This window comes from Microbacterium sp. zg.B48 (assembly GCF_024623505.1).
Classification (GTDB): Bacteria; Actinomycetota; Actinomycetes; order Actinomycetales; family Microbacteriaceae; genus Microbacterium.
In genome coordinates, this window is the sequence record NZ_JANJFE010000014.1 from 58,287 (window position 1) to 83,040 (window position 24,754).

22 protein-coding genes are annotated in these 24,754 nt (G+C 70.2%); 10 read left to right on the forward strand and 12 right to left on the reverse strand.

The features are described from left to right. Window positions 1–97: 97 nt before the first annotated feature. From NQ152_RS11610 to NQ152_RS11645, 8 genes are all read right to left on the reverse strand, one after another. A complete protein-coding gene (locus NQ152_RS11610; RefSeq protein ID WP_257501634.1) occupies window positions 98–376 on the reverse strand; it encodes a DUF2277 domain-containing protein in 279 nt (92 codons plus the stop codon). Window positions 377–421: 45 nt separating this feature from the next. After that, window positions 422–1,039: a TMEM175 family protein gene (locus NQ152_RS11615; RefSeq protein WP_257524081.1), complete on the reverse strand. Its 618-nt coding sequence runs from the start codon at window positions 1,037–1,039 to the stop codon at window positions 422–424. 130 nt (window positions 1,040–1,169) lie between these two features. Further along, a complete protein-coding gene (locus NQ152_RS11620; protein ID WP_257524082.1) occupies window positions 1,170–1,823 on the reverse strand; it encodes a peroxidase-related enzyme in 654 nt (217 codons plus the stop codon). Next, window positions 1,820–2,326: a hypothetical protein gene (locus NQ152_RS11625; protein ID WP_257501631.1), complete on the reverse strand. Its 507-nt coding sequence runs from the start codon at window positions 2,324–2,326 to the stop codon at window positions 1,820–1,822. Before NQ152_RS11625 ends, NQ152_RS11620 begins: the two co-directional genes overlap by 4 nt. Further along, window positions 2,323–3,129 carry an ABC transporter ATP-binding protein gene (locus NQ152_RS11630; RefSeq protein ID WP_257524083.1) on the reverse strand — a complete coding sequence of 269 codons (807 nt, stop codon included), beginning with the start codon at window positions 3,127–3,129 and terminating at the stop codon, window positions 2,323–2,325. The genes NQ152_RS11625 and NQ152_RS11630 overlap by 4 nt, the downstream gene beginning before the upstream one ends. Then, entirely contained in the window at window positions 3,126–3,980 is an 855-nt protein-coding gene (locus NQ152_RS11635) for an ABC transporter ATP-binding protein (protein WP_257501629.1), read from the reverse strand. Before NQ152_RS11635 ends, NQ152_RS11630 begins: the two co-directional genes overlap by 4 nt. Next, on the reverse strand, window positions 3,977–5,842 hold the full coding sequence (locus NQ152_RS11640; protein ID WP_257501628.1) for an ABC transporter permease: 1,866 nt from the start codon (window positions 5,840–5,842) through the stop codon (window positions 3,977–3,979). The genes NQ152_RS11635 and NQ152_RS11640 overlap by 4 nt, the downstream gene beginning before the upstream one ends. Before the next feature lie 68 nt (window positions 5,843–5,910). Continuing rightward, on the reverse strand, window positions 5,911–7,074 hold the full coding sequence (locus NQ152_RS11645) for an ABC transporter substrate-binding protein (RefSeq protein ID WP_257501627.1): 1,164 nt from the start codon (window positions 7,072–7,074) through the stop codon (window positions 5,911–5,913). Window positions 7,075–7,263: 189 nt separating this feature from the next. On the opposite strand from NQ152_RS11645, the gene NQ152_RS11650 reads away from it, so the two are divergent. Then, window positions 7,264–9,144, forward strand: coding sequence for an FAD/NAD(P)-binding domain-containing protein (locus NQ152_RS11650; protein ID WP_257501626.1), 1,881 nt, complete (start codon window positions 7,264–7,266; stop codon window positions 9,142–9,144). Further along, on the forward strand, window positions 9,137–10,219 hold the full coding sequence (locus tag NQ152_RS11655; protein ID WP_257524084.1) for an FAD-dependent oxidoreductase: 1,083 nt from the start codon (window positions 9,137–9,139) through the stop codon (window positions 10,217–10,219). The genes NQ152_RS11650 and NQ152_RS11655 overlap by 8 nt, the downstream gene beginning before the upstream one ends. Window positions 10,220–10,317: 98 nt before the next feature. On the opposite strand, the gene guaB is transcribed toward NQ152_RS11655, so the two are convergent. Beyond that, complete coding sequence (gene guaB, locus NQ152_RS11660) at window positions 10,318–11,823, reverse strand: IMP dehydrogenase (protein WP_257524085.1); 1,506 nt, start codon at window positions 11,821–11,823, stop codon at window positions 10,318–10,320. Window positions 11,824–12,105: 282 nt separating this feature from the next. On the opposite strand from guaB, the gene NQ152_RS11665 reads away from it, so the two are divergent. The 4 genes from NQ152_RS11665 to NQ152_RS11680 all read left to right on the forward strand — a co-directional run bounded on the left by NQ152_RS11665 (window position 12,106) and on the right by NQ152_RS11680 (window position 16,256). Then, window positions 12,106–13,425, forward strand: coding sequence for a branched-chain amino acid ABC transporter permease (locus NQ152_RS11665; protein WP_257501623.1), 1,320 nt, complete (start codon window positions 12,106–12,108; stop codon window positions 13,423–13,425). An 8-nt stretch (window positions 13,426–13,433) separates the two neighbouring features. Further along, window positions 13,434–14,411 carry a branched-chain amino acid ABC transporter permease gene (locus tag NQ152_RS11670; RefSeq protein WP_257501622.1) on the forward strand — a complete coding sequence of 326 codons (978 nt, stop codon included), beginning with the start codon at window positions 13,434–13,436 and terminating at the stop codon, window positions 14,409–14,411. 19 nt (window positions 14,412–14,430) lie between these two features. Further along, window positions 14,431–15,471: an ABC transporter ATP-binding protein gene (locus NQ152_RS11675; RefSeq protein ID WP_257501621.1), complete on the forward strand. Its 1,041-nt coding sequence runs from the start codon at window positions 14,431–14,433 to the stop codon at window positions 15,469–15,471. Window positions 15,472–15,533: 62 nt separating this feature from the next. After that, window positions 15,534–16,256 carry an ABC transporter ATP-binding protein gene (locus tag NQ152_RS11680; protein WP_257501681.1) on the forward strand — a complete coding sequence of 241 codons (723 nt, stop codon included), beginning with the start codon at window positions 15,534–15,536 and terminating at the stop codon, window positions 16,254–16,256. Between the two features lie 128 nt (window positions 16,257–16,384). Here the strand turns inward: NQ152_RS11680 and NQ152_RS11685 are convergent, their stop codons facing one another. Beyond that, window positions 16,385–17,686, reverse strand: a complete 1,302-nt coding sequence (locus tag NQ152_RS11685; protein ID WP_257501620.1) for an ABC transporter substrate-binding protein — start codon at window positions 17,684–17,686, stop codon at window positions 16,385–16,387. Between the two features lie 298 nt (window positions 17,687–17,984). On the opposite strand from NQ152_RS11685, the gene NQ152_RS11690 reads away from it, so the two are divergent. Genes NQ152_RS11690 through NQ152_RS11700 form a run of 3 tightly spaced genes read left to right on the forward strand, consistent with a single transcriptional unit; the run spans window position 17,985 to window position 20,832 of the window. Then, a complete protein-coding gene (locus NQ152_RS11690; RefSeq protein WP_257524086.1) occupies window positions 17,985–18,197 on the forward strand; it encodes a heavy-metal-associated domain-containing protein in 213 nt (70 codons plus the stop codon). Further along, a complete protein-coding gene (locus NQ152_RS11695) occupies window positions 18,197–20,539 on the forward strand; it encodes a cation-translocating P-type ATPase (protein WP_257524087.1) in 2,343 nt (780 codons plus the stop codon). The genes NQ152_RS11690 and NQ152_RS11695 overlap by 1 nt, the downstream gene beginning before the upstream one ends. Continuing rightward, window positions 20,536–20,832, forward strand: a complete 297-nt coding sequence (locus NQ152_RS11700) for a metal-sensitive transcriptional regulator (RefSeq protein WP_257501617.1) — start codon at window positions 20,536–20,538, stop codon at window positions 20,830–20,832. Before NQ152_RS11695 ends, NQ152_RS11700 begins: the two co-directional genes overlap by 4 nt. A 29-nt stretch (window positions 20,833–20,861) precedes the next feature. Here the strand turns inward: NQ152_RS11700 and rarD are convergent, their stop codons facing one another. Next, on the reverse strand, window positions 20,862–21,752 hold the full coding sequence (gene rarD / locus NQ152_RS11705; RefSeq protein WP_257524103.1) for an EamA family transporter RarD: 891 nt from the start codon (window positions 21,750–21,752) through the stop codon (window positions 20,862–20,864). Between the two features lie 398 nt (window positions 21,753–22,150). Further along, window positions 22,151–22,447 (reverse strand): co-chaperone GroES, encoded by a 297-nt coding sequence (gene groES / locus NQ152_RS11710; RefSeq protein WP_257501616.1) that lies wholly within the window; start codon window positions 22,445–22,447, stop codon window positions 22,151–22,153. 390 nt (window positions 22,448–22,837) lie between these two features. On the opposite strand from groES, the gene NQ152_RS11715 reads away from it, so the two are divergent. Then, window positions 22,838–24,754: an Hsp70 family protein gene (locus NQ152_RS11715; protein WP_257524088.1), complete on the forward strand. Its 1,917-nt coding sequence runs from the start codon at window positions 22,838–22,840 to the stop codon at window positions 24,752–24,754.

Here is a 24,754-nt window from a genome sequence, read left to right on the forward strand (position 1 = left end):
ACGTGACAGGCGAGCCGGAAGGGAGGCAGCGCGGAGCGCCGGAAGGGAGGCAGCGCGGAGCGCCGGAACGGCGGGCAGCGCGGGAAGGGGGCGCCCGCTACGCGGCCGAATACCGTCCGGAGGCGACGGCCCGCGCGCGGGCCTTGGCGGCCTCCTCCTCGCGGTTCTTGGGCGGGGCGACCGCGACGAGGTCCTCGAGCAGGTGCGCGGTGACGTGCGCGATCTCGTGCACGGCGCGGTCGAAGGCCTCCTGGTTGGCCTTGGACGGCTTGGTCGTGCCCGCGATCTTGCGGACGTACTGCAGCGCGGCCGCGTGCACCTCTTCGGAGGTCGCCGCCGGCTCGAAGTTGTGAAGGGTGTGGATGTTGCGGCACATGCCGTCCACGGTACGCCGGGAGCGGCATCCGGCGCGAGGGAGGTCTCAGCGGCTGCGCAGCGCCCTGGTCAGCGGACCATCCAGGACGAACAGCAGGAACGCGATCGAACCCACCCACGGCGCCAGGACGACGACCCCGCCCGAGATCAGAACGGCGCTCAGCGCGGCCCGCGCCGCTGCCCGCACATCCTCCTCCGACATGTCCGGAAGCATCACGGCGCGATTGCGCACCGCCCACGTCCACTGCAGCCATCCGCACACGATCGCGAGGAAGAAGGTGACCGGCATGAGCAGACGCCCGGCCAGGAACTCGGAGTAGTCGGTGGTCAGGCTGGTGGCGAACGGGACAAGCACGATGAACAGCAACCGCGCGTTGTTGAGCCAGATCAGCGTGGCATCCACGCGGGCGATGTGCTCGAACTGCTGCACGTGCGTGGTCCACAGCAGGCACAGCAGCGCGAAACTGAGCCCGAAGTTCAGGAACAGCTCCCACATGCCGCCCAGCTCGGCCCACATCTGGGCGTCGGTGGCGACCTTGCCGAACGGGTGGGTGGTCAGATCCAGCACCAGCAAGGTCGCGGCGATCGCGAAGACGCCGTCCGTGAACGCCTCCAGGCGAGCCGTGGACTGCGTCGCCGCCGGGTGCCGTCGCGTCCGGATCATTCGCCCAGCGTAGGGGAACGGATGCCGCGGCACCGCCACCCCTCGCTTGCCTGCGTCGTCGCGTCCCACGGCGGGAGCGGGCTCGCGCCGAAGGCGGGAGCGGCCGACGCTCGGCCGGCGGGGGCGGACCTCACGCGGCCGGCGCGGCGCTCGCGCGGGCGCCCTCCTGCGCGGCGCTCCGGTCCGCGGCCCGCTGGTTGGCGATCGCCTCTTGGTCCGACGCATCCGGCGCCGCGGGCTCGCCGAGGCTCATCATGAGCCGGTTCGCCCAGGCGAAGAACGCGGCGGCCTCCACGACGTCCTGGATGTCCGCGGGCGAGAGCCCGACCTCGCGGAGACGGACGACGTGGTGCGCGGCGAAGCGGGGCGGCGAGGCGGTCAGCGCCGTGGTGGCGTCCGCGATGGCGCGCCAGCGCTCGTCCAGCTCGGTGTCGACGCCCTCCTCGAGGAGGCGGATCACGTCGGCTTCGCGCGTGGTGAAGGTGGCGGTGAAGCGCGCGTGCACGCTCGCGCACAGCTCGCAGCCGTTGTAGCGCGAGGCGACGGTCGCGGCGAGCTCGCGTTCACCGCGCGCAAGGCCCGGGCGGCCGAGGAAGATGGCGCGGTCCAGGTCGGTGCGGGTGGACAGGGCAGCGGGGTGCCAGGCGAGCAGCCGGAAGTACGGCGAGTCCGGCCACACGCTGGATTCGTACGCCTCGATCTGCGCGGGTGTCCCGGTGTCCGGCCCGACCGGAGTGATCCACGCGTGCCAGGCGCGCTCGGCGATGGTGAAGCGGGTGCTCATGCGTCCTCCTCCGCGAGCGCCAGCTCCTCCTGCACGCGCAGGGCGTGCGCGACGCGCACCTGGTAGCTGACGAATCCGACGATCTGGCTGATCACGATCACCTCGGCGGCGCTCCAGCCGGCCGCCGTCAGCGCGGTCAGGTCGTCTCGGGTGGATGCGGCGGGACGAGCGACGAGCAGGTCGACGTGGCGCAGGGCGGCGCGGATCCGACGGGGAGCGCGCACACCCGCTGCGCCGTCCGGGCCGTCGGTGGCCAGCGCGGCGGCCTCGGGGTGGGCGGTGCGAGCGAGGTACCACTCGGTGGCGGCCGCGTCTCGGTCCACCCATGCGGCGCGCGCGGCGATGAGGTGCCGCAGGTCGGCGTCGACGCCGGGCACCGGGTCGGCGAGCTCGACCTCGAACAGCGCATCGTAGGCGGCCTGCGCCGCTTCGCGCACGGCGGGACGGTGCGCGCGGGGGGCGTCGGAGTCGGTCTCGGCGATCTCGCGGATGACATCGGTCACGGTGCGGGGCGTCCTTCCGGGTGTGTTCCGGATGCCGCGGCATCCGTGATCGATTCGGCCAGGCGCAGCGGATCGTCGTCCTCGAGAGCGCGGCCGAGGTAGGCCTCGCGGACCCCCGGGTGGGCGAGCAGGGTCTGCGCGGACCCGGCGATGGCGATGTGTCCGGTGCGCAGGACGTAGCCGCGGTCGGCGACCTGCAGGGCCAATTCGGCGTTCTGCTCGACCATGAACACGCTCACCCCCCAGTCCGTGCGCATCGAGCCGATGAATTCCAGCACCCGCTCGACCACGATCGGCGCGAGCCCCATGGTGGGCTCGTCCATGCAGATCAGGCGCGGTCGGCTCATCAGGGCGCGTCCGAACGCGAGCATCTGCTGCTCGCCACCGGACATCGTGCCCGCGGCCTGCCGGCGCCGTTCGGCCAGGCGCGGGAAGAACGCGTACACCTCGGCGAGCGTGCGGCTCTTGGCCCGGCCCGGGCGGACGTAGGCCCCGGTGAGCAGGTTGTCCTCCACGGTCATCGCACCGAACACGCGCCGCGCTTCGGGAACCGAGGCGAGCCCGGCGGCGATGCGGCGGGGGGTGCTCCAGCGGGTGATGTCCTCGCCGGCGAAGTGCACGGTGCCGCGTACCGGTCGCACCAGTCCGAGGGCGGTCTTCATCGTGGTCGACTTGCCCGACGCGTTGCCGCCGAGCAGGGACACGACCTCGCCGGCGTCGAGGGTCAGCGACACATCGACCAGTGCCGGGCTGGCGCCGTAGTAGACGCTCACATCGCGGAATTCCAGCAGCGGCTCGGTCATTCCTGCACCGCCTCGGCGAAGGCTTTGCCCAGGTACGCCTCGATCACGCGGGGGTCGCGGCGGACCTGCTCGGGCGTGCCGTGCGCGATGACGCGCCCCTCGTCCAGGACGAGGACGCGGTCGCTGAGCCGGAACACCAGATCCAGCTTGTGCTCGACCAGCAGCACCGTCTGACCCTGCCGTTTCAGCTCCTGCAGCTGCTGCAGCACCTCGCCGGTCTCGGTCTGGTTCATCCCGGCAGTCGGCTCGTCCAGGACCAGCACGCGGGGACCGGAGACCAGGGCGCGCGCGATCTCGGTCCTGCGCCGGTTCGCATAGGACAGCGAATACGCGTAGTCGTCGACGCGCGGCGCGAGCCGCGTGCCGAACCGGTCCAGCTCCGCCACGACGTGGGCATGATCGGCCGCGTCCTGCCGTCGCCGCGCCCGCGACGGGAACAGGGCACCGAAGGTCTCGGCCAGCAGCGGGATCCAGCGGATCCCCGGGATGTGTCGCAGACGCGGCAGCGGACGCCCCACGCGCTGCACGGGCTCGAGTCCGACCAGCACGTTCTCGGCGATCGTGAGGTTGCCGATCACCCGGCCGTTCTGGAACGTCCGGGTCAGTCCCTTCTCCGCGATCCGGTACGCCTTGCGCCCGGAGATCCGCTCGCCGTCCAGCACCACCGTGCCGGCGTCGGCGGGCAGGGTGCCGCAGATCATGTTGAGTGTCGTGGTCTTGCCGCTGCCGTTCGGGCCCACGATGGAGAGCACCTCGCCGGCGCGCAACTGGAAGGACACGTCGTCGACGACGGTCAGCCCGCCGAACCGTTTGGACAGACCGGACACGTCCAGAACCGCGGCATCCGTCATGACACGACCTCCGATTCCACGCTCGCCCGCCGGCGTCGCCGCCCGAGGACCCGGTCGGACCGCGCCCAGATCCCCTGCGGTCGCAGCAGGATCAGCAGCAGCAGCACGACGCCGTAGAACAGCAGGCGCCAATCGGCGAGCGGCCGGAACAGCTCGGGGATGCCGACCAGGATGACCGCGCCGACGATGGCGCCCATCGGCGCGCGCAGACCGCCCAGGATCGCGATGGTCACCGCGAGCACGGACAGGGAGATGCCGAACTGGGACGGCTCGATGAACGTCACCTGCGCGGCGTACAGGGCACCGGCGAAGCCGGCCAGGACCGAGCCCAGCCCGAAGGCGAGGGACTTGTATGCGGCGGGGTGGATGCCGCTGGCCGCAGCCGCGATCTCGTCCTCGCGCACCGCGGCCCACGTGCGGCCCAGGTGCGACGAGCCGAGTCCGGACACCACCAGGAGTGCCAGGACCAGGATCGCGAACGTCAGCAGGTACATCCCGGTGGCGGAGTTCACCGACAGGCCGAACACGGTGGGGCGAGGGATGCCGAAGATGCCGCGGGCGCCGTTGGTGATGCCCCCGAGGTTCAGCGCCAGCGCCGCGATGAACGCCCCGGTGGCCAGCGTGGCCATGGACACGTAGTGCCCGCGCAGACGCCAGGTGGGAGCGGTGATCACGACGCTGAAGATGGCCGCGACCAGCCCGGCGGCCACGAAGCTGGCCCAGAAGTCCCAGCCCGCCTGGGTCACCAGCAGCGCCGACGTGTATGCGCCGATCGCGAGCGCCCCAGCCTGACCCAGCACGATCTGGCCGGCGAAGCCGCCGGCCAGGGTGACCGAGAGGGCGAACAGGGCGTAGATCCACACCAGTGCCCCGGTGCGAAGCAGGTAGTCCCCCGCGATGAGCGGTACCAGCGCGCCGGCGGCGATCAGTCCGACGGCGACCCACCGGTTCAGTCGCACCGGCTTGCCGGCACCGAAGAACGTGCCGGTCATGGGCTCGCTCGCGGTTGTGGAGCGTCGGCCCAGGATGCCGTTCGGCCTGATCCACAGCACCAGGATGAGCGCGCCGAAGGTGATCAGCTGGCGCACCGAATCGCCCCACAGGGCGACGCCGAACGCCTCGGCCACCCCGAGCACGAGGCCTCCCACGATCGCGCCGGGCAGCGAGCCGAGCCCGCCGATCGTGGCGGCCGCGAACGCCTGGATGCCGGCGGTGAATCCCATCGACGGCGACACGTTCGAGAAGTACATGCCCACGAGCACGCCCGCGACCCCGCCCAGGGCGGAGGCGACCACGAAGGAGACCGCCTGGATGCGCGCGACGGGGATGCCCATCTGCGCGGCGGCCTCGGCATCCTGCGATGTCGCCCGGATGGCGCGGCCCACCCGGGTCTTGGCCAGCACGATGGCCAGCACCGTGACGCACACGACGGCGACGCCGATGATGACGATCGCGATCGTGCCGAAGCGGAAGCCGAACAGCTCGAGGTTGCTGCGCTCCAGCAGCGGCGGAAAACGCCGGGTCTCGGCGCCGAACACGCGCTGCGAGGTGTTGTCGATGATGATGCCGGCTGCGAAGGTCGCCAGCAGCACGGCGATCCCCGGCGCGGCGCGCAGCGGCCGGACCGCGATCAGGTAGATCACGAAGCCGAGCAGGCTGGTGAAGACGATCACGCCCAGCAGCACGGCCCACAGCTGCCAGCCGAGCACTTCGGCGAAGAACCAGCCCAGCATGCCGCCGGCGGCGAAGACCGATCCCTGTGCGAAGTTGACGATGTTGGAGACGCCGAAGATCAGCGAGACCCCGACGGCCAGCAAGGCGTACGTCGAGCCCCCGACGATGCCGGCGAGAAGGATGTCCATTCGAGTCGATTATCCCAGCACGCCGGTGCGGGTTGCGCTGCGGCTTCCGCGCACCGGCATGCGCAGGGTCAGTCGCGCAGTTCGAACGCGCCGTCGCGGATGACGAGGGCGTACTGGTCGGCATCCACGACGCGGCGGTTATCGGCGAAGGTGATCGGCCCGTACAGGATCGTGTCGAAGTCGCTGCCCTCGGCCAGCGCATCGCGCAGGCTCTCCCGGGTCAGCTCGCCCGCCGTTGCCGCCTGCTCGGCGGCCTGGACGACCACGGAGAGGGCGTCGTACGCGCGGATGGCGTAATCGGGGGGCGTTTCGACGTCATACTCGGCGGCGAAGTCGGCGATGAAGGCCTGCACCTTCTCGTCCGGGTTGGCGGGCGTGAAGTAGCTCAGCGTCTGAACGCCTTCGGCCGCGTCGGCGGCCAGTTCGACGAACTGCTGGTTGTAGATCGAGCTGATGCCCACGATCGGCACATCGATGCCCAGCTCGCGCGCCTGAGCGGTGATCAGGGCGCCGTCGGCCGCATAGGAGATCAGGACGATGACCTCGGGGTCGGCGGCCTGCGCGGCCAGCAGCAGCGGGCGGAAGTCTGTGCTCTCCGGGTTGTAGCCGGTGGCGTAGACCTCCTCCAGACCGGCGTCCTCGGCACCTTCGGCGAAGAACCCGTGCGTGTTCAGGCCCCAGTCGGTGTCGTGGTAGAACACGGCGGCCTTGTCGCCCTGCTCGGCGGCGAACTCGGCCAGACGCGGCGCCTCGTACTCCTGGGACACCCAGGTCGCGAAGATGTAGTCGCCCGGGTCGGTGACCGTGGACGCGGACGCGGAGAAGGCGAACTGCGCCAGTCCGGCGGCCTGGTAGATCGGGCTGCCCGCGGCGGTGGCGGGCGTGCCGAAGTCGCCGAGCACGGAGAGGATGGACGCGTCGTCGACGAACTTCTGCGCGACCGAGGCCGCCTGGGCGGGGTCGGCCTGGGTGTCTTCGTAGACGAGCTCGACGTCGCGGCCGTCGACGCCGCCGGCGTCGTTGATCTGCGCGAGGGCCAGCTCGAAGCCCTGCTCGAAGTACTCGCCGTACTGCGCCTGGTCGCCGGTCTGCGGCAACGCGACGCCGAAGCGGACAGGCTCGGCGACGGAACCGGAGGTGTCGGCGCTTCCCGCGCCGGACGCGCAGGCCGAGAGGGCGAGGGCGAGCGCGGCAACGCCGGCGATCGCGACGGCAGGGCGGGACAAGCGCATGAGGACTCCTGGAAGGCTCGGGCTCGGCTACCTCGGGCGGTGCGGAGCAGTATGACGTTACGGAGGCGTCCGTCCGCGCTCGAATCCGGCGACACAGTGCGTCACAGTAGCCCTGAAAGGGCGGCGAATTCGCAGTGCCCGGGACCGACTGGGATGATCGAGCAGGACGACCGGACCGGAGGGCGCGAAATGGCAGTGTCGGGCGCGCGCATCGCCGTGATCGGAGCCAGCGTCCGCGGCACGGTGCTGGTGGAGCGGCTCCTGGCCAGCGCGCCGGAGCTCCTGGATGCGCCGCTGCGGATCGAGGTCTTCGACCCGCACCCGCCGGGATCAGGACGGATCTGGCGGGCGGGGCAGCGCCCCGAGCTGATCATGAACACCGTCGCGTCGCAGTCCACCGTGTTCTGCGACGAGACCGTCCGGTGCGCCGGCCCGGTCCGCCCGGGACCGACCCTCGCGCACTGGTGCGAACAGGTCAGCGGCGAGCCCGGGCTGGCCGACCTGCCCGAGGTCGTGCGCGCGGAGGCGGCCCGCACGGTCGCCGGCACCAGCCCCAGCCGACTGCTGTACGGCCACTACCTGCGCTGGTGCTTCGCGGCCATCGCGCAGGCCGCGCCCCCGACCATCGAGGTGGCGGTCACCGCGGAGCGGGTCATCGACCTGGTGCCGACCGGCAGCGGATTCCGCATCCGCACCGATGCCGGGCCCCGTGGCGTGGTCGACGCCGTGATCCTGGCGACCGGATGGCTGGCCCGCGACGATGGGCCGCGGCATCCGCTGATCGTCCCGCCCGACAACCCGATCGACCAGGACCTCTCCGCCATCGGCGCGGGCGAGACGATCGCCGTGCGGGGCCTGGGAATGGGCTTCTTCGACACGGTGAGTCTGCTCACCGAGGGTCGGGGCGGGTCCTTCGCGGAGCAGGCGGACGGAACGCTGCAGTACCTGCCCAGCGGGCGCGAGCCGCGCATCCTGGCCGGGTCCGGGCGCGGGGTGCCCTACCGCGCCAAGCCGCTGTTCGGCGGCGTCCCCGGCTTTCCCGCCCAGCGAGTGCTGCGCGGCGCGCTGCCCGCGCTCATCGCGCGCCGACCGGTCGATTTCACCGTCGACGTGCTGCCGCTGATCGAGCGCGACGCGCTGGTGGACGGGTACCAGACCCTCGCCCGCGTCCGGCCGCAGGCGGTATCGGATGCCGCCGCTCTCCTCTCCGCAATCGCGTCGGGCGAGGAGATCGACGCGCTGGTCGCCGCGCACGTTCCGGACCCCGCCGACCGCATCGACCTCGCTGCGGCGGGCGAGCCGCTGCGCGCCGCCGATCCGGAGGACGACATCGACGCGGTGATCGCCGAGGTGGTCGCCCGCGACGCGGTCGAGGCCGTCGCAGGCCTGGACAGCCCGCTGAAGGCCGCGCTGCACTCCTACCAGGCCGCGCGCAGTGCGCTGATCGACCTCGTCGCGTTCGGCGGGCTCACCCCGGACTCGTATGCCGCGTACCGGCGGTTCCTCGCGACGGCCGCGTCGTTCGGCAGCGGACCCCCGCTGGTGCGACCGCGGCAGCTGCTGGCGCTGCACCGCGCCGGCGTCGTCGCCTTCCTCGGCCCCGGGATGCGCGTGGACGCCGGCGAGGATGCGGTGACCGTCTCCGGTGACCGGCATCCGGCCGTGCGGGTGTCCGCGCTGGTGGAGGCGTGGCTGCCGCCGCAGACCGTGCAGCGCACCGCCGACCCGCTGCTGGGGGCGCTGCGCTCGCGCGGACTGGCGCGCCCGTGGCGGCACGCCGACGGGTCCGCCTCGGATGCCGTCGACATCCGCGCCGCCGATGGCGCCCTGGTCGGGGCCGACGGCACGGTCCTGGCCGGGCTGCACTCGATCGGCGTGCCGCACGAGGATGCCCGCGTGTACACGCTCATCGCGCCGGTCCCGGGGACGAATTCGCCGGTCCTGCGCGAGGCGGATGCCGCGGCCCGCGCCGCGCTCGCGCACGTCGCCGCCACGCGGAGGGCAGCGCGGGCCGCGCCCGCTCGGACGGTCCGTTCCGCGCCCGCCGATGAGGAGCCCGCCCATGCCTGACCGCTTTTCGCATCTGATCCTCGGCGGCGGCGTGATGGGACTCGCCACCGCCTGGGCGCTGACCCGCCGCGGACACCGCCCGCTGGTGCTGGAGCGCTTCGAGCGCGGGCACCGGCGCGGCGCGTCCCACGGCGCGACCCGCAACTACAACAACGCCTACGCGGAGCCGGCCTACCTGGACCTGCTCGAACGGGCACGAGGCGGGTGGGCCGACCTGGGCACCCCCGGCGGTGAGCCGCTGCTTCGCCTGCACGGCCTGGTCAGCCACGGGCGTCCCGCGGAGCTGATCGCCACCGAGGCTGCCCTGCACGACCGCGGCATCCCGGCCGAGCTCCTCAGCGGCACCGAGGCGGCACGACGGTGGCCGGGCATGCGCTTCGAGCAGACCGTGCTGCACTCGCCCGACGCCGGCGTCGTCCGCGCCTCCGCCGCACTGCGGGAACTGGAGCGGCGGATCGTCGCGCTCGGCGGCGAGGTGCGCTACGGGGCCGAGGTCACCGCGATCGAGCCGCGCCCGGACGAGGTCACGGTGCGCGTCCGCGACGACGCCGACCTCACGGCACCGGTCGCGGTCGTCACGGTCGGCGCGTGGAGCGCGCCGCTGCTGGCCGGACTGATCGCGCTGCCGCCGCTCACGGTCACCGAGGAGAGTCCCGCCCACTTCGCGGAGGTCGCCGCGCCCGCCGCCTGGCCGTCCTTCAACCACCTCGTGGGCGTCCCCGGCGACGTGTACGGCATGCCCACTCCGGGCGAGGGTATCAAGGTGGGGTTCCACCGGGTCGGCGCCGTGGTCGACCCCGACATCCGTCCGTTCACGCCCACGCACGAGGACGCGCTGCGCGCGTACGTGCGGGAGTGGATGCCGGGACTCGACGCGGACGCGGCATCCTTCATCAGCTGCACCTACACCTCGACGGAGGGCGGCCGATTCGTCCTGGACCGGCGCGGTTCGCTGGTGGTGGGCGCGGGCTTCTCCGGGCACGGGTTCAAGTTCGCGACCGGCATCGGCGAGACCCTCGCCGACCTCGCGGTCGATCCGGCCGCGCAGGCCGACCCGGTGTTCCGGCTGCCCTGACCGCGCGTTCGTCCGCGCGGGCAGGCCGGAACCGACGGCGGTTCGGGCCGCTCCGGTCCTCAGCGGCGACCTGACCCGCAGCGGCTGCCGGCAGCGCGCTACCGCCTGCTGTAGTTGGGTGCCTCGACCACGATCTGCACGTCGTGCGGGTGCGACTCCTTCAGCCCCGCGGCCGTGATGCGGACGAACTTGCCCTTCATCTTCAGCTCTTCGATCGTGCGCGCGCCGACGTAGAACATCGACTGCCGCAGGCCCCCGACGAGCTGGTAGGCGACGGCCCCGACCGGTCCGCGGTAGGCGACCTGACCCTCGATCCCCTCGGGGATCAGCTTGTCGTCGCTGGGGACGTCGGCCTGGAAGTAGCGGTCCTTCGAATACGAGGTCTTCTTGCCGCGCGTCTGCAGCGCGCCGAGCGAGCCCATGCCGCGGTACTGCTTGAACTGCTTGCCGCCCTGGAAGACGATCTCGCCCGGGGACTCGTCGGTGCCGGCCAGCAGCGAACCGAGCATGACGGTGTCCGCACCGGCGACCAGCGCCTTGGCGATGTCGCCGGAGTACTGCAGGCCGCCGTCGGCGATCACGGGGATGCCGGCTTCGCGCGCGGCGAGCGAGGCCTCGTACACGGCCGTGACCTGCGGCACGCCGACACCCGCGACGATGCGCGTGGTGCAGATCGAGCCCGGTCCGACACCGACCTTGACCGCGTCCACGCCGGCGTCGATGAGCGCCTGTGCGCCCTCGCGCGTCGCGACGTTGCCGCCGACGACGTCGATGTGCTCGAAGGACGGGTCGGCCTTGAGGCGACGGACGATGTCGATCACGCCGGCGGACTGCCCGTTGGCGGTGTCCACGACCAGGACGTCGACCCCGGCATCGCGCAGCGCCTCGGCGCGCTCCCAGGCGTCCCCGAAGAAGCCGATGGCGGCGCCGACGCGGAGCCGGCCGTGCTCGTCCTTGGTGGCGAGGGGGTACTTCTCGCTCTTGTCGAAGTCCTTCACCGTGATCAGTCCGGCCAGCTTGCCGTCCTCGTCGATCAGCGGCAGCTTCTCGACGCGGTGCTTGGCGAAGATCGCGATCACGTCGTTCGCGCCGATCCCGACCGGCGCGGTGACCAGGCCCTCGCTGGTCATGACGTCCTTGACCAGGGTCGTGCTGCGCTCGAAGCCGGACACGAACCGCATGTCGCGGTTGGTGACGATACCCACCAGCCGGCCGTCCTCGTTCACCACCGGAAGCCCCGAGATGCGGAACTGGGCGCACAGCGCCTCGACCTCGTCGACGGTGGCGTCCGGGGTGGTGGTGATCGGGTTGGAGATCATCCCCGACTCGCTGCGCTTGACGCGGTCGACCTGGGACGCCTGCTCTTCGATGGACAGGTTGCGGTGCAGGATGCCGAGCCCGCCCTCACGAGCGATGGCGATCGCCATCCGCGCTTCGGTGACCGTGTCCATCGCGCTGGAGACCAGCGGGGTGGCGACCGTGATGCGGCGGGTGACGCGCGAGGAGGTATCCGCCTCGCTGGGGATGACATCGGTGTGCCCGGGCAGAAGCAGGACGTCGTCGTAGGTCAATCCCACGAAACCGAAGGGGTCGGGCTGCTGCATGCGCTGCTCTTCCTGCGCCGCTCGGCGCGAAATGGGACGTCGACGGCCAGATTGCGGGAGGGGTGCTCCTCTTCAGATTCTAAAGCGTCGGCGGGGCCGATTTGTTCCCCCGCGGCTTCCGAGGTACACGCGCGGCCGCGGTGACGGACGCCCCGCGCTCCGAATACTTGTCCACAGCGTGTTGTAGGTGAAACAAGACCGACACATTACGCTCGTACCGTCGTCGTCACGGCTGATGCGACCCGTAGCGTCGAGCCGTGTGGCAGCCGGACTGGAGGTTACGTGGGTTCCACGACTACGCTCGCGGGGCGTTCGCTGAAATGGCTCATCATCGCCATCGGCACGCTGCTCGCAGCCACACTGCTCGTATTGCAGACGCCGGGCGCGGCTCGCGCCGACGCACCCGACGAACCCGGCGGTGACCAGGAGCAGACGTCGTTCTACTTCGCCGGCACGATCACGAACAAGGACGAGCCGCTCGCGGATGTCCGCGTGTCGGTGGAGGGCAACGGCTTCGACGCCGAGACGCTCACCGGCGCAGACGGACGCTGGCGCCTGTACGTCCCCGAGAAGGACACGTACTCCCTCGAAGTGGACGAGTCGACGCTCCCGGACGGGGTCATCGTCGAGAACAATCCGCGGGATGTCGAGTTCGGCCTAACCGGCTCCGCGATCGTCAACATCTTCCTGAGCCCCGGCGAGCGCACGCAGACCAGCTTCCTGGACCAGGTGCTGGACCGGCTGATGAACGGCCTGAACTTCGGGCTGCTGCTCGCCTTGGCCGCCATCGGCGTCTCGCTCATCTTCGGCACCACCGGTCTGACGAACTTCGCGCACGCGGAGATGATCACCTTCGGCGCGGTCATCGCGCTCGTGTTCGGCGTCTGGCTGGCCTGGCCGATGTGGATCGTGATCCCGGTGGTGATCCTGCTCGGCGGCGTGCTCGGCTGGACCCTGGATGCCGGGCTCTGGCAGCCTCTGCGGCGCAAGGGTCTCGGCCTGGTGCAGGTGATGATCGTCAGCATCGGTCTGTCGCTGGCTGGACGCTACCTGTTCCAGTTCTTCATCGGCGGCAGCACCTACCAGCTGCCCGGTGCCGGCGGAGCGCGCGACATCACACTCGGCCCGATCTCACTGTCCCTGCTCGATGTGATCTCGATGGGCATCAGCATCGTGCTGCTCGCGGCGGTGGCGTTCTGGCTGCTGCGCACGCGCATCGGCAAGGCGACGCGGGCGATCTCGGACAACCCCGGCCTGGCCGCGGCATCCGGGATCAACGTCGACCGCGTCATCCGGATCGTTTGGATCCTCTCGGCCGCGCTCGCCGCGATCGCGGGCGTGCTGTGGGCGTACTTCCGACCCGGGATCAAGTGGGACATGGGCACGCAGGTGCTGCTGCTCGTGTTCGCCGCCGTCACCCTGGGTGGTCTCGGCACGGCGTTCGGGGCACTCCTGGGCGCGATCATCGTCGGCATCCTGGTGGAGATCTCCACCCTGTGGATACCGCCCGACATGAAGTACGTGGGTGCCCTTGCGGTGCTGATCATCATCCTGCTCGTCCGACCTCAGGGCATCCTGGGTCGCAAAGAGAGACTCGGTTAGGGGGCGACATGGACTGGGGACAGATCTTCAACAACACGGCCTACTGGGTGTTCAGCCCGGAGACCATTGCCTACGCCCTCGCGGCAGTCGGACTGGCAGTGCAGTTCGGTTACGGCGGTCTGCTGAACTTCGGCATGGCCGGCTTCATGGCGCTCGGCGCTTACGGCTACGCGATCTCGATTCTGAGCTTCGGCCTGCCCTGGTGGGCCGGCATCCTGGTCGGCTGCCTGGCAGCGGTCGCGTTCGCCTTCATCCTGGGCATACCGACGCTGCGATTGCGCGCGGACTATCTGGCCATCGTGACGATCGCGGCGGCCGAGATCGTCAGGCTCTTCCTGACCACGCAGCTCTTCGACGAGTGGACCAACTCCGCCGACGGACTCAGCGGCTATCACGCCGGCTTCCGCGGGGCCAACCCGTTCCCGCCGGGCACGTACGGCTTCGGCCCGTGGCAGTGGACCGAAGCTCAGCTCTGGGTGCGCGTGTTCGGCGCCCTGCTGCTGGCGATCGCCGTCTACATCGTCTGGGCGATCATGCGCAGCCCGTGGGGCCGCGTCCTGAAGGGCATCCGCGAGGACGAGGACGCGGTGCGCTCGCTCGGCAAGAACGTGTTCGCCTACAAGATGCAGGCCCTGATCATCGGTGGCGTGTTCGGCGCGCTCGGCGGCGTGGTCTTCGCGCTCCCCTCGGCAGTGGTCCCGGCGACCTACACCACCTCGATCACGTTCTTCATCTGGACGATCCTGCTCCTCGGCGGCGCCGCGACGGTGTTCGGGCCGGTGCTGGGAGCTGTGATCTTCTGGGTGATCATGGGATTCCTCGGCAACGTGCTGCCCGCCCTGGCCAACTCCGGCATCCTGCCGTTGTCGTCGGTGCAGGCCGGAACGCTGCGCTTCATCCTGGTCGGCGTCGCCCTGATGCTGATCGTGATCTTCCGTCCACAGGGCATCCTCGGCAACAAGAGGGAGCTGACCTTTGTCAAATAACGGCTCGGCAGATAACGGCATGGCAGACAACGGCACGACCAACGGTGCGCCAGGTGACGGCACGGCGGCCACCGGCGGCGGTGAGGCGGTCGAGGTGACGCCGACCGGCAGCATCCGTCGCCCCAAGTCGGGCGGTCTGGCCAAGGGCGAGAACGTCCCGGGCGTCGCGAAGGTCGACCCCATCCTGATCGCCGACAACGTGACCCGCCGCTTCGGCGGCCTGCTGGCCGTCGATGTGGAGCACGTCGAGGTGCCGCGCGGCGTCATCACCGCGCTGATCGGGCCCAACGGCGCGGGCAAGACCACACTGTTCAACCTGCTGTGCGGATTCGACAAGCCGAACACGGGCACGTGGAGCTTCGACGGCAAGAACCTGTCCGGCATCCCGTCGTTCAAGGTCGCCCGGATGGGCCAGGTCCGCACGTTCCAGCTGACCAAGGCGCTCTCGCTGCTGACCGTGCTGGAGAACATGAAGCTCGGCGCCACCGGGCAGAAGGGCGAGGGCCTGTTCTCCAGCCTGATCCCTGCGATCTGGCGCAAGCAGGACGACGCGATCGAAGAGAAGGCGCGCGGCCTGCTGGAGCGCTTCAAGCTCGACGCGAAGGCCGAGGACTATGCGGCGAGCCTGTCCGGCGGGCAGCGCAAGCTGCTCGAGATGGCGCGGGCACTGATGAGCGACCCGACGCTGGTGATGCTCGACGAGCCGATGGCCGGTGTCAACCCGGCGCTGACCGAGTCGCTGCTGGATCACATCCTCGACCTGAAGGACCTCGGCATGACCGTGCTGTTCGTCGAGCACGACATGCACATGGTCCGTCACATCGCCGACTGGGTGATCGTGATGGCGGAGGGCCGCATCGTGGCCGAGGGCCCGCCGGAAACGGTCATGCACGACCAGGCCGTGATCGACGCGTACCTGGGCAGCCACCAGGACGTCGACCTCGGCGTGGTGACCGGCCGTGTCGCGGGCGAGCTCGGCGCTTCGGGCGCAGAGCTGCTCGACGAGATCAAAGAAGCGGAAGAGGCCGCGATCGCCGACGCCGAAGGAGAGCACCGATGATGGCATCCACGAGCACCGGATCCACCGGAGCCTCGGCGCACGCCGAGGGCAAGACCGACCGGATGGTCGTCGAGCTGAAGGACGTGGTCGCCGGCTACCTGCCCGGCGTGAACATCCTCAACGGCGCGAATCTGTACGCCCGCAAGGGCGAGCTGATCGGCATCATCGGCCCCAACGGCGCCGGCAAGTCGACGCTGCTGAAGGCCATCTTCGGGATGGTGAAGGTCCGCGAGGGAACGATCACCGTCAACGGCGAGAGCGTCATCGGTCTCAAGTCCGACCGGCTCGTCCAGCGCGGCGTCGGCTTCGTGCCGCAGACGAACAACGTCTTCCCCTCGCTGACGATCGAGGAGAACCTGCAGATGGGCCTCTTCCAGGCGCCGCGCACGTACAACGAGCGCCTGGAGTTCGTGACCGGGATCTTCGCCGAGCTCGGCAAGCGCCTCAAGCAGCGTGCCGGGTCGCTCTCCGGCGGGGAGCGGCAGATGGTCGCGATGTCCCGCGCACTGATGATGGACCCGGCCGTCCTGCTCCTGGACGAGCCGTCGGCGGGTCTGTCGCCGGTGCGGCAGGATGACGCGTTCATCCGCGTCTCCGACATCAACAACGCCGGCGTGACCACCATCATGGTGGAGCAGAACGCCCGCCGCTGCCTGCAGATCTGCGACCGCGGCTACGTCCTGGACCAGGGTCGCGACGCCTACGAAGGCACCGGCCGCGACCTGCTGAACGATCCGAAGGTCATCGGCCTGTACCTGGGCACGCTCGGCTCCGACGGGGTCTAGCGCCGTACGCAAGCCAGAAGCGGATGCCACGGCATCCGCTTCTGGCTTTTCCATGTCCGCCGGTGGACCGGGTCGACAAACGCGAAGGGCCCCGGATCGCTCCGGAGCCCTCGCTGCGTGCGGCTGGATCAGCCGATGCGCTCGAACATGTTGTCGGCACCAAACTCGAAGATGCCGACGGTGGCCTCGGTCGGGTCGCCGTTCTCATCGAACGTGATCGGACCGGACTTGCCGTCGTAGTCCGCGACGCCACCACCGAGGATGATGTCGGCGCACTCCGCGTACGTGGTGCACTTCTCACCGTCTCCGGTGCCGCCCGAAACTTCCTGCAGCTTGCCGGCGACCTCGGCGGGCTCCGTGGAGCCTGCCGACAGCGCAGCCAGTGCCAGGAGGATGACCGCGTCGTACGACTCGTTGGCGTACGAGAAGTCGGTCAGTTTCTCGTTGCCCTCGGCGACCCACCAGTCGCTGACGGCGGTCTGGAACTGCTCGTCAGCCTCGATCGGGCCGGCGGGCGTGGTGCCCTTGGCGCCTTCCATGCTGGCGGCAGCGGGCCACTTGGCGTCCGCGCCGAACTGCTTGAGGTTTCCGTCGACGAGGTACAGCTGGTCGGCGGGGTAGCCCGCTGCCAGCAGTGCCGGGCCGATCGTGAAGATCTCATCGAACGTGATCAGCAGGATCGCATCCGGGTTGGATGCCAGCAGCGCGCTGATCTGCGCGTCGAAGGTCGTGTCACCCGTGTTGTAGGACTGCTCCTCGACGATCGTGCCGCCGGTGCCGGTGAAGACCTCCTGGAAGACCTCGTTCAGGCCGGTGCCGTAGGAGTCGTTCTGGTACAGGACCGCGACGTTGCTGTGGCCGTCCTCGGCCAGCAGGTTGCCGAGCACCTCGCCCTGCAGCGTGTCCGAGGGGGCGGTGCGCCAGTACAGGCCGTTGTCGTCCCACGCCGTGAAGTCCAGCGACGTGTTGGCCGGCGAGAAGGTGATGATGCCCGCGGCGACGGCGTCGTCGAGGAACAGCTTCGTCACACCCGACGATGCGGCGCCGATGGCGGCCGTGACGCCCTCCGAGATGAGGGTCTGGATCGTGGTCGCGTAGGCCTTGTTGTCGGTGTCACCCGAGTCGCCCCACACGATGTCGTCGATCGTGAGACCCGTGGTGTCTGCGTAGTCGTTGACTTCCTGCGCGGCGAGGCCGACCCCGGCCTCCTCGGGCGGGCCGAGGAAGGAGAGGCTGCCGGTCTGGGGCAGGATCGTCCCGATCTTGAGTGTGAGGTCCTCTGTCGGCGCAGCGGGCTCCGAAGTCTCGGCGGTGCCGCCACCACCGGCACAGCCGGCGAGGACGAGGGCGCTGGCGCCGGCGATGGCGATCCCGCCGATCACCGTCCGCACGCGCGAGCGGGAGGCAGTGCCTCGGGAAAAGACGCTCATGTTGCTCCTTGCTGTGGTTGAACGCGGATCCGACTCGGGCGCCGATCCAGTTCCCCTAAACCTAACCGCGGACGTGTCTCGCCAATGTTGCCGTTCGTTAACGATCTGTAACGCAACTGCCGCGTCTCACCACCCTCAAAACCCCGCGAGACTGCATAGGCGCCACGAGACTGAGGTGGGTGACCCCGGTCTCGTGATGCCTATGCAGTCTCGCGGGCTGGAATACCGGGGTGAGGTATAAGGTTGCGCGTAGCGGGAACTACCCCCTAGGGGTATCGACGAGCGAAGGGCACGAGCCATGGGAATGACGAACGAGTACCAGGTGACCGGCATGAGCTGCGGGCACTGCGAGTCGGCGGTGCGCGGCGAGGTCGGCAAGCTCGAGGGCGTGGAGCAGATCGAGGTGAGCGCGGCCGACGGCCGCCTCGTCATCGTCTCGACCGGCGCGCTCGACGATGCCGCCGTACTGGCCGCCGTCGACGAGGCGGGCTACGAGGCCACCCGCATCTGATGGATGCCGCTCTGGCCGCCGAGGACGGCGGAACACCCGCGCTCCCCCGCTCGCGCGTCGAGCTGGAGATCGGCGGGATGACCTGCGCGTCATGCGCGAACCGCATCGAGAAGAAGCTGAACCGGCTCGAGGGCGTCACCGCCAGCGTCAACTACGCCACGGAGAAGGCGGTCGTCTCGACCGCCGCCGGCGTGGATCCCGCCGTGCTGATCGCCGAGGTCGAGAAGACCGGGTATACCGCGGCGCTCCCCCGCCCGCAGGCACCCGCGCAAGCCCCGCCCGAAGACCGCGAGCTGACCTCGCTCCGGCAGCGGCTGATCGGCGCGGTCGTGCTGTCCGTGCCGGTGATCGCGCTGTCGATGATCCCCGCGCTGCAGTTCACCTACTGGCAGTGGCTCTCGCTGGCGCTGGCTGCCCCGGTCGTCGTCTGGGCCGCGTGGCCCTTCCACCGGGCCGCGTGGATCAACCTGCGTCACGGCGCCGCCACGATGGACACGCTGATCTCGATCGGTGTCTCGGCGGCATTCCTGTGGTCGCTGTACGCGCTGTTCCTCGGCGATGCCGGCATGCCCGGCATGATGGAGGCCTTCGAGTGGACCGTGCAGCGCACCGACGGCGCCGGCAACATCTATCTCGAAGTCGCCGCCGGAGTGACGATGTTCGTCCTCGCCGGCCGGTACTTCGAACTGCGCTCCAAGCGCCGCGCCGGCGCCGCCCTGAGTGCGCTGCTCGAGCTGGGCGCGAAGGACGTCGCGGTCATCCGCGACGGTGTCGAAGGCCGGATCCCGATCTCCGCGTTGCGCGTCGGCGACGAGTTCGTGGTGCGACCGGGCGAGAAGATCGCCACGGACGGCGTGGTCGTCTCGGGGACATCGGCTGTGGACGCCTCGATGGTCACCGGCGAATCTGTGCCGGTCGAGGTGGGTGCCGGTGATGCCGTCGTGGGCGCCACCGTCAACGCGGGCGGGCGCCTGCACGTGCGGGCGACCCGGGTCGGGGATGACACCCAGCTGGCGCAGATGGCGCGGCTGGTCGAAGAGGCCCAGTCCGGCAAGGCCGACGTGCAGCGCCTCGCCGACCGCATCTCCGGCGTGTTCGTGCCGATCGTCCTGGTCATCTCCCTCGGCACCCTTGTCACCTGGCTGCTGCTGGGCAACCCGGTCGCCGCCGCGGTGACCGCCGCTGTGGCGGTCCTGATCATCGCCTGCCCGTGCGCGCTCGGGTTGGCCACACCCACCGCGCTCCTGGTCGGCACCGGCCGGGGCGCTCAGCTCGGCATCCTGATCAAGGGACCGGAGGTGCTCGAATCCACCCGGATGGTCGACACGATCCTGCTCGACAAGACCGGCACCGTCACCACCGGGCGCATGGCGCTGGTCGCTGTGATCACGGCGCCGGGGACCGACCGCACCGAGCTGCTGCGACTGGCCGGCGCGCTGGAGGATTCCTCTGAGCACCCGATCGGCCGGGCGATCGCCCTGGCCGCTGCCCGCGAGGCCGGCGAGCTGCCCACCGTGGAGTCGTTCCAGGCCACCGCGGGAGTGGGCGTCTCGGGCGTCGTCGACGGACATGCGGTCGTCGTGGGTCGCCAATCCCTGCTCGCGGAGTGGGCCATCCACCCGGACGCCGCGCTCGTCGCGGACAAGGACCGGGCCGAGGCGGAGGGGTCCTCCGCCGTGTTCGTGGCGTGGGACGACCACGCCCGCGGGGTGCTCGTCGTGGCGGACCGCGTCAAGGCCACCAGCCGCGAAGCCGTCGCGCAGTTCCGGCGGCTCGGGCTGCGGCCGGTGCTGCTGACCGGGGACAACGAGACCGTCGCCCGCCGCATCGCGGATGAGGTGGGCATCGAGCGCGTCATCGCGGGCGTTCTGCCGGACCAGAAGGTCTCGGTCGTGCGCGAGCTGCAGGCCGAGGGCCGAGTCGTCGCGATGGTCGGCGACGGTGTCAACGACGCCGCCGCACTCGCGCAGGCCGACCTGGGTCTGGCCATGGGCACGGGCACGGATGCCGCCATCGAAGCATCCGACATCACCCTGGTCCGCGGGGATCTGCGCAGCGCCGCCGACGCTATCCGGCTGTCGCGCCGCACGTTCGGCACCATCCGCGGCAACCTGTTCTGGGCCTTCGCCTACAACGTCGCGGCCATTCCTCTAGCGGCGATGGGGCTGCTCAATCCGATGATCGCGGGAGCGGCGATGGCGTTCTCGAGCGTCTTCGTCGTCGGCAACAGTCTGCGCCTGCGCCGCTTCCGGAGCCTGTCGAAGGACACACCGCCGAACGTTCCGGTCGGCTCGCGCGCGCTGCCGACCGTTATGGATTCCCACGCCAAGGAGCTGTCATGACCGACGTCCACACCCAGCACGGGTACATCACCGACAAAGAGAAGTACCTCAACCGCATGCGCCGCATCGAGGGTCAGGCCCGCGGCATCCACAAGATGGTCGAGGACGAGAAGTACTGCATCGACATCCTGACCCAGATCAGCGCGCTGACCAGCGCGCTGGAGGCCGTCGCGATCGGCCTGCTCGATGACCATCTGCGGCACTGCGTCGTGGATGCCGCACGCCTCGGCGGCGACGAGGCGGACGCCAAGATCTCCGAGGCGACGGCCGCGATCGCGCGGTTGGTGCGGTAACCGCGTCGGGGCCGGCCGCCAGGCCCGCGTCAGGTCAGCGCGCCGACGTCCGAGACGACGCGCGCGCGACGCGCGAACACCAGCGAGTCGACGGTGAGCACGATCAGCGCGAACCAGACCAGGCCGAACCCGATCCAGCGCTCCAGCGGCATCGGCTCGCCCAGCAGCCACGCGCCGGTGATGAACTGCAGGATCGGGGCGACGAACTGCAGCAGTCCGATCACGGTCAGCGGCACCCGCCGCGCGCCGGCGGCGAACAGGAGCAGCGGGACGGCGGTGACCACGCCCACCAGGCACAGCAGCACCGCGTGCCACGGGCCGGCAGCGCCCATCGTCAGTCCCGTCGTGGTGCTGACGACGAGAAGGATCGCGATCCCCACCGGTGCCAGCCAGAGCGTCTCGAGCGTCAGCCCGCTGACGGCGTCGACGGCGGGGCCGAGGCGCTTCTTGACCAGGCCATAGAGGCCGAACGAGAATGCCAGGGTCAGTGCGACCCAGGGGAAGGCGCCGTAGCCCACGACGATCACGCCCACCGCCACCGCGGCCAGCGCGAGGGCGATCCACTGCGTGGGGCGCAGGCGCTCGCGCAGCACCAGCACGCCCAGCACGACCGTGACGATCGGGTTGATGAAGTAGCCGAGGCTCGTCTCGATGACGTGCCCGGTCAGCGCGGCGAGGATGAAGACCTGCCAGTTGACGTAGATGAGCACACCGGCCAGCGCGGTCCACAGCAGCAACCGCGGCTGTCGCACGATGGCCGCGAGTCTGCGCCACCCGCGCACGACGGTCAGCAGGAGCGCGCAGAACCCGAGCGAGAGCACGATGCGCCAGGCGACCAGCTCCCACGGTCCGGTCGGAAGGAGCAGCAGGAAGTACAGGGGCAGGAACCCCCACAGCAGATAGGCCGAGAAGGCGTAGATGCCGCCGAGCGAACGCTCGCGCGCGGCATCCGCCGGTGCCGCGGGCGCGGAAGCCGGCCGGGCCGGCTCGGGTGAACCGGATGCCGCGTCGGGCGCGGAAGAGAGGTCACGGGTCACTCACCCAGCGTACGGGTGCGCACCCGGCCGCGGATGGCCGCGAGCGGGCCACCACCCGGGCCGTGGCGCGCACGGCGCGGCAGCCCGCCGCGCGGAGCGCACGTCCACGCCGGCACCGGCGGCGCACAACTCCTGCACAAGGAGGACCAGGCCCACGGTGGTCGGTGCGATCCCGGCGGCGTGGCGCACAGAACGCAGGAGTTGTGCGCCCCGGCGGGCGAGCGCGGGCATGCGAAAGGTCCGGATGCCGAGGCTTCCGGACCTTTCGTGAACTGCGGGTGTTAGCGGACGACGACCGCGAGGACGTCGCGCGCCGACAGAACGAGGAACTCGTCTGCACCGAACTTGACCTCGGTGCCGCCGTACTTGCTGTAGAGCACGACGTCGCCCACGGCGACGTCCAGCGGAACGCGGTTGCCGTTGTCGTCGATGCGACCGGGTCCGACCGCTACGACCTCGCCCTCCTGGGGCTTTTCCTTAGCGGTGTCCGGGATGACCAGACCGCTCGCCGTGGTCTGCTCGGCCTCGACCTGGCGGATGACGATGCGATCCTCGAGCGGCTTGATGGAAACCGACACGGGTGTACCTCTGCTTTCCTTGAAACTCAAGACTGGTTAGCACCCTCGAGGTGAGAGTGCTAAATCTCAGTCTAGGCAAGCACTGGCACTCATGCAACGTGAGTGCCAATTCCGGCGTAACACGGTTATGCGGGAAGTGTGCGCAGAAGCACCTTTCTGTGCCATGCTGGGGGGTGGTGCTCCAAATCTCAGGGGGTTAGCGGGCGCCGTCCGAGAGTTCATCGGCCTTCGTATCAGTGGTCGCGAATTGTGCTCCTCACTTCCGAAGAAGGAAGTGGGAACGATCCGTGGCAGTTCGGATGCCGACGCCGACGGCTCTCGCACAGAAGCCTCAGCGATGGTAGACATAACTGGGGGAAGTCGCACGTCTAGTTCTTGGGGGAACGAGACATGACAGAGGTGTCATATTTTCTGGCCGTCGATGTGGGGACGAGTCGGATAGCAGCAGCTACCGCACGCGTCGCGGCAGACGGAAGCATCGTCACGGCGCCGTTCGCGCTGGGCCGCAAGAGCGACAGTGTCGCCACGGTCGTATTCGTCGGAGACGGCGGGGAACTGTCCTTCGGCGATGCCGCCGAGCGGCGCGGAGTCACCCAGCCCGACCGGCTGATCCGCGAGTTCAAGCGCAGCATCGGCGACGAGGTTCCCATCGTCGTCGGCGACCGGTCACTGCCGGCCGAGCAGCTGTATGCCAAGACGGTCGCCTCGATCGTCGCGCTGGTCACCGAGCGCGAGGGACGGCGGCCCGAAGCCGTGTCGCTCACGCACCCCACCGCGTGGGGCGGCCACCGCATCGAGCTGATCCGCTCCGCCCTGCACCGCGAGGGCGTCGGCGAGGTCGAGCTGATCACCGAGCCCGAGGCCGCAGCGCGGCACTACGAGGCATCCCGCGCGCTGGAGATGGGCGAGACCCTCGCGGTCTACGACCTCGGCGGCGGCACATTCGACTCCGTCATCCTCCGCAAGGAGATCGACGGCTCCTTCGCCCTCGTGGGCGAGCCGGTCGGCATCGACAACCTCGGCGGCGTGGACTTCGACGACGCCGTGATGCGCCACGTCGTGACCGCCTCGGGTCTGGATGTCGGGTCGCTCGATATGACCGACCCCGCCATCCGCCTCTCGCTGTCCCAGCTGCGCCGCGAATCCGTGGACGCCAAAGAAGCCCTCTCCTTCGACTCCGAGGCCACCGTCCCGGTCGTCGTCCCCCCGACGCACACCAGCGTGCGACTCACGCGGTCCGAGTTCGAGGACATGATCAGCGGGTCGCTGGACAAGACGATGGACGCGCTGGACGACGCGCTCGAGGGCGCCGGCCTCGAGCCGGAAGCGCTCGAGTCGATCCTCCTGATCGGCGGCTCGTCCCGCATCCCGTTCGTCGCGCAGCGTCTGTCCGAGCGGTTCGACCGGCCGATCGCGATCGACGCGGACCCGAAGGCGGCCATCGCCCTGGGTGCCGCCCGCACGGCACTGATCCGCCTCAACGACAAGCACCTCGCCTTGGCCGGTGGCACTGCGCTGGCGCTGATCGGCGACAGCGCGGCCGGATCCGAACTCGCCCTGCTCGAGGCGGACACAGCGGTCGTGGACGGCGCACCCAACTTCGTCTCGCCGGTGAGCAAGGCACGCAAGTCCTCGCCGTTCGTTCTGGGCGGTGCTGCCCTGACCATCGCGGCGGCGATCGTCTTCGCGAGCACGATGACCGCGGGCTCCGGCACCGCCGACCGCTCGCCGTCCCCGACGACATCCACCGCCGCCCCCACGACGCCGGCGATCGCCGAGCCGGTCGTGCCGGGCGCACCGGTCGTCGAAGCGGCACCGGTGATCAACGACGACGCGCCCCGGCGGTCCACCGGAGCGAACCCGAATCCGCGTCGCAGCGCCACGCCGGTGGCCCCGCCCGCCACGCAGACCACGGCCAAGCCGACCACTCCGCCGAGCTCGAGTTCCAACCCGCCGGCGAACAACCCGTCCAACCCGCCGGCGAACAACGACCCGTCCAACCCGCCGGCGAACAACGAAGATCCGACGGACCCGTCCAACCCGCCCACGGACCCGTCCAACCCGCCGACCGACCCGTCCAACCCGCCCACGGACCCGTCCGACCCGCCGACCGACCCCACGGACCCGCCGACCGACCCCACGGACCCGCCGGTTGATCCACCGGTAGATCCGCCGGTCGATCCGCCGGTCGATCCGCCGGTCGAAGCTGACCCGGTGGTGGAACCGACGACGGCTCCTGATCCGGAACCGGCGCCGCCCGAAACCCCAGCCCCCACTGGTAGCCCGAGTCCCGACATCATCACCTGA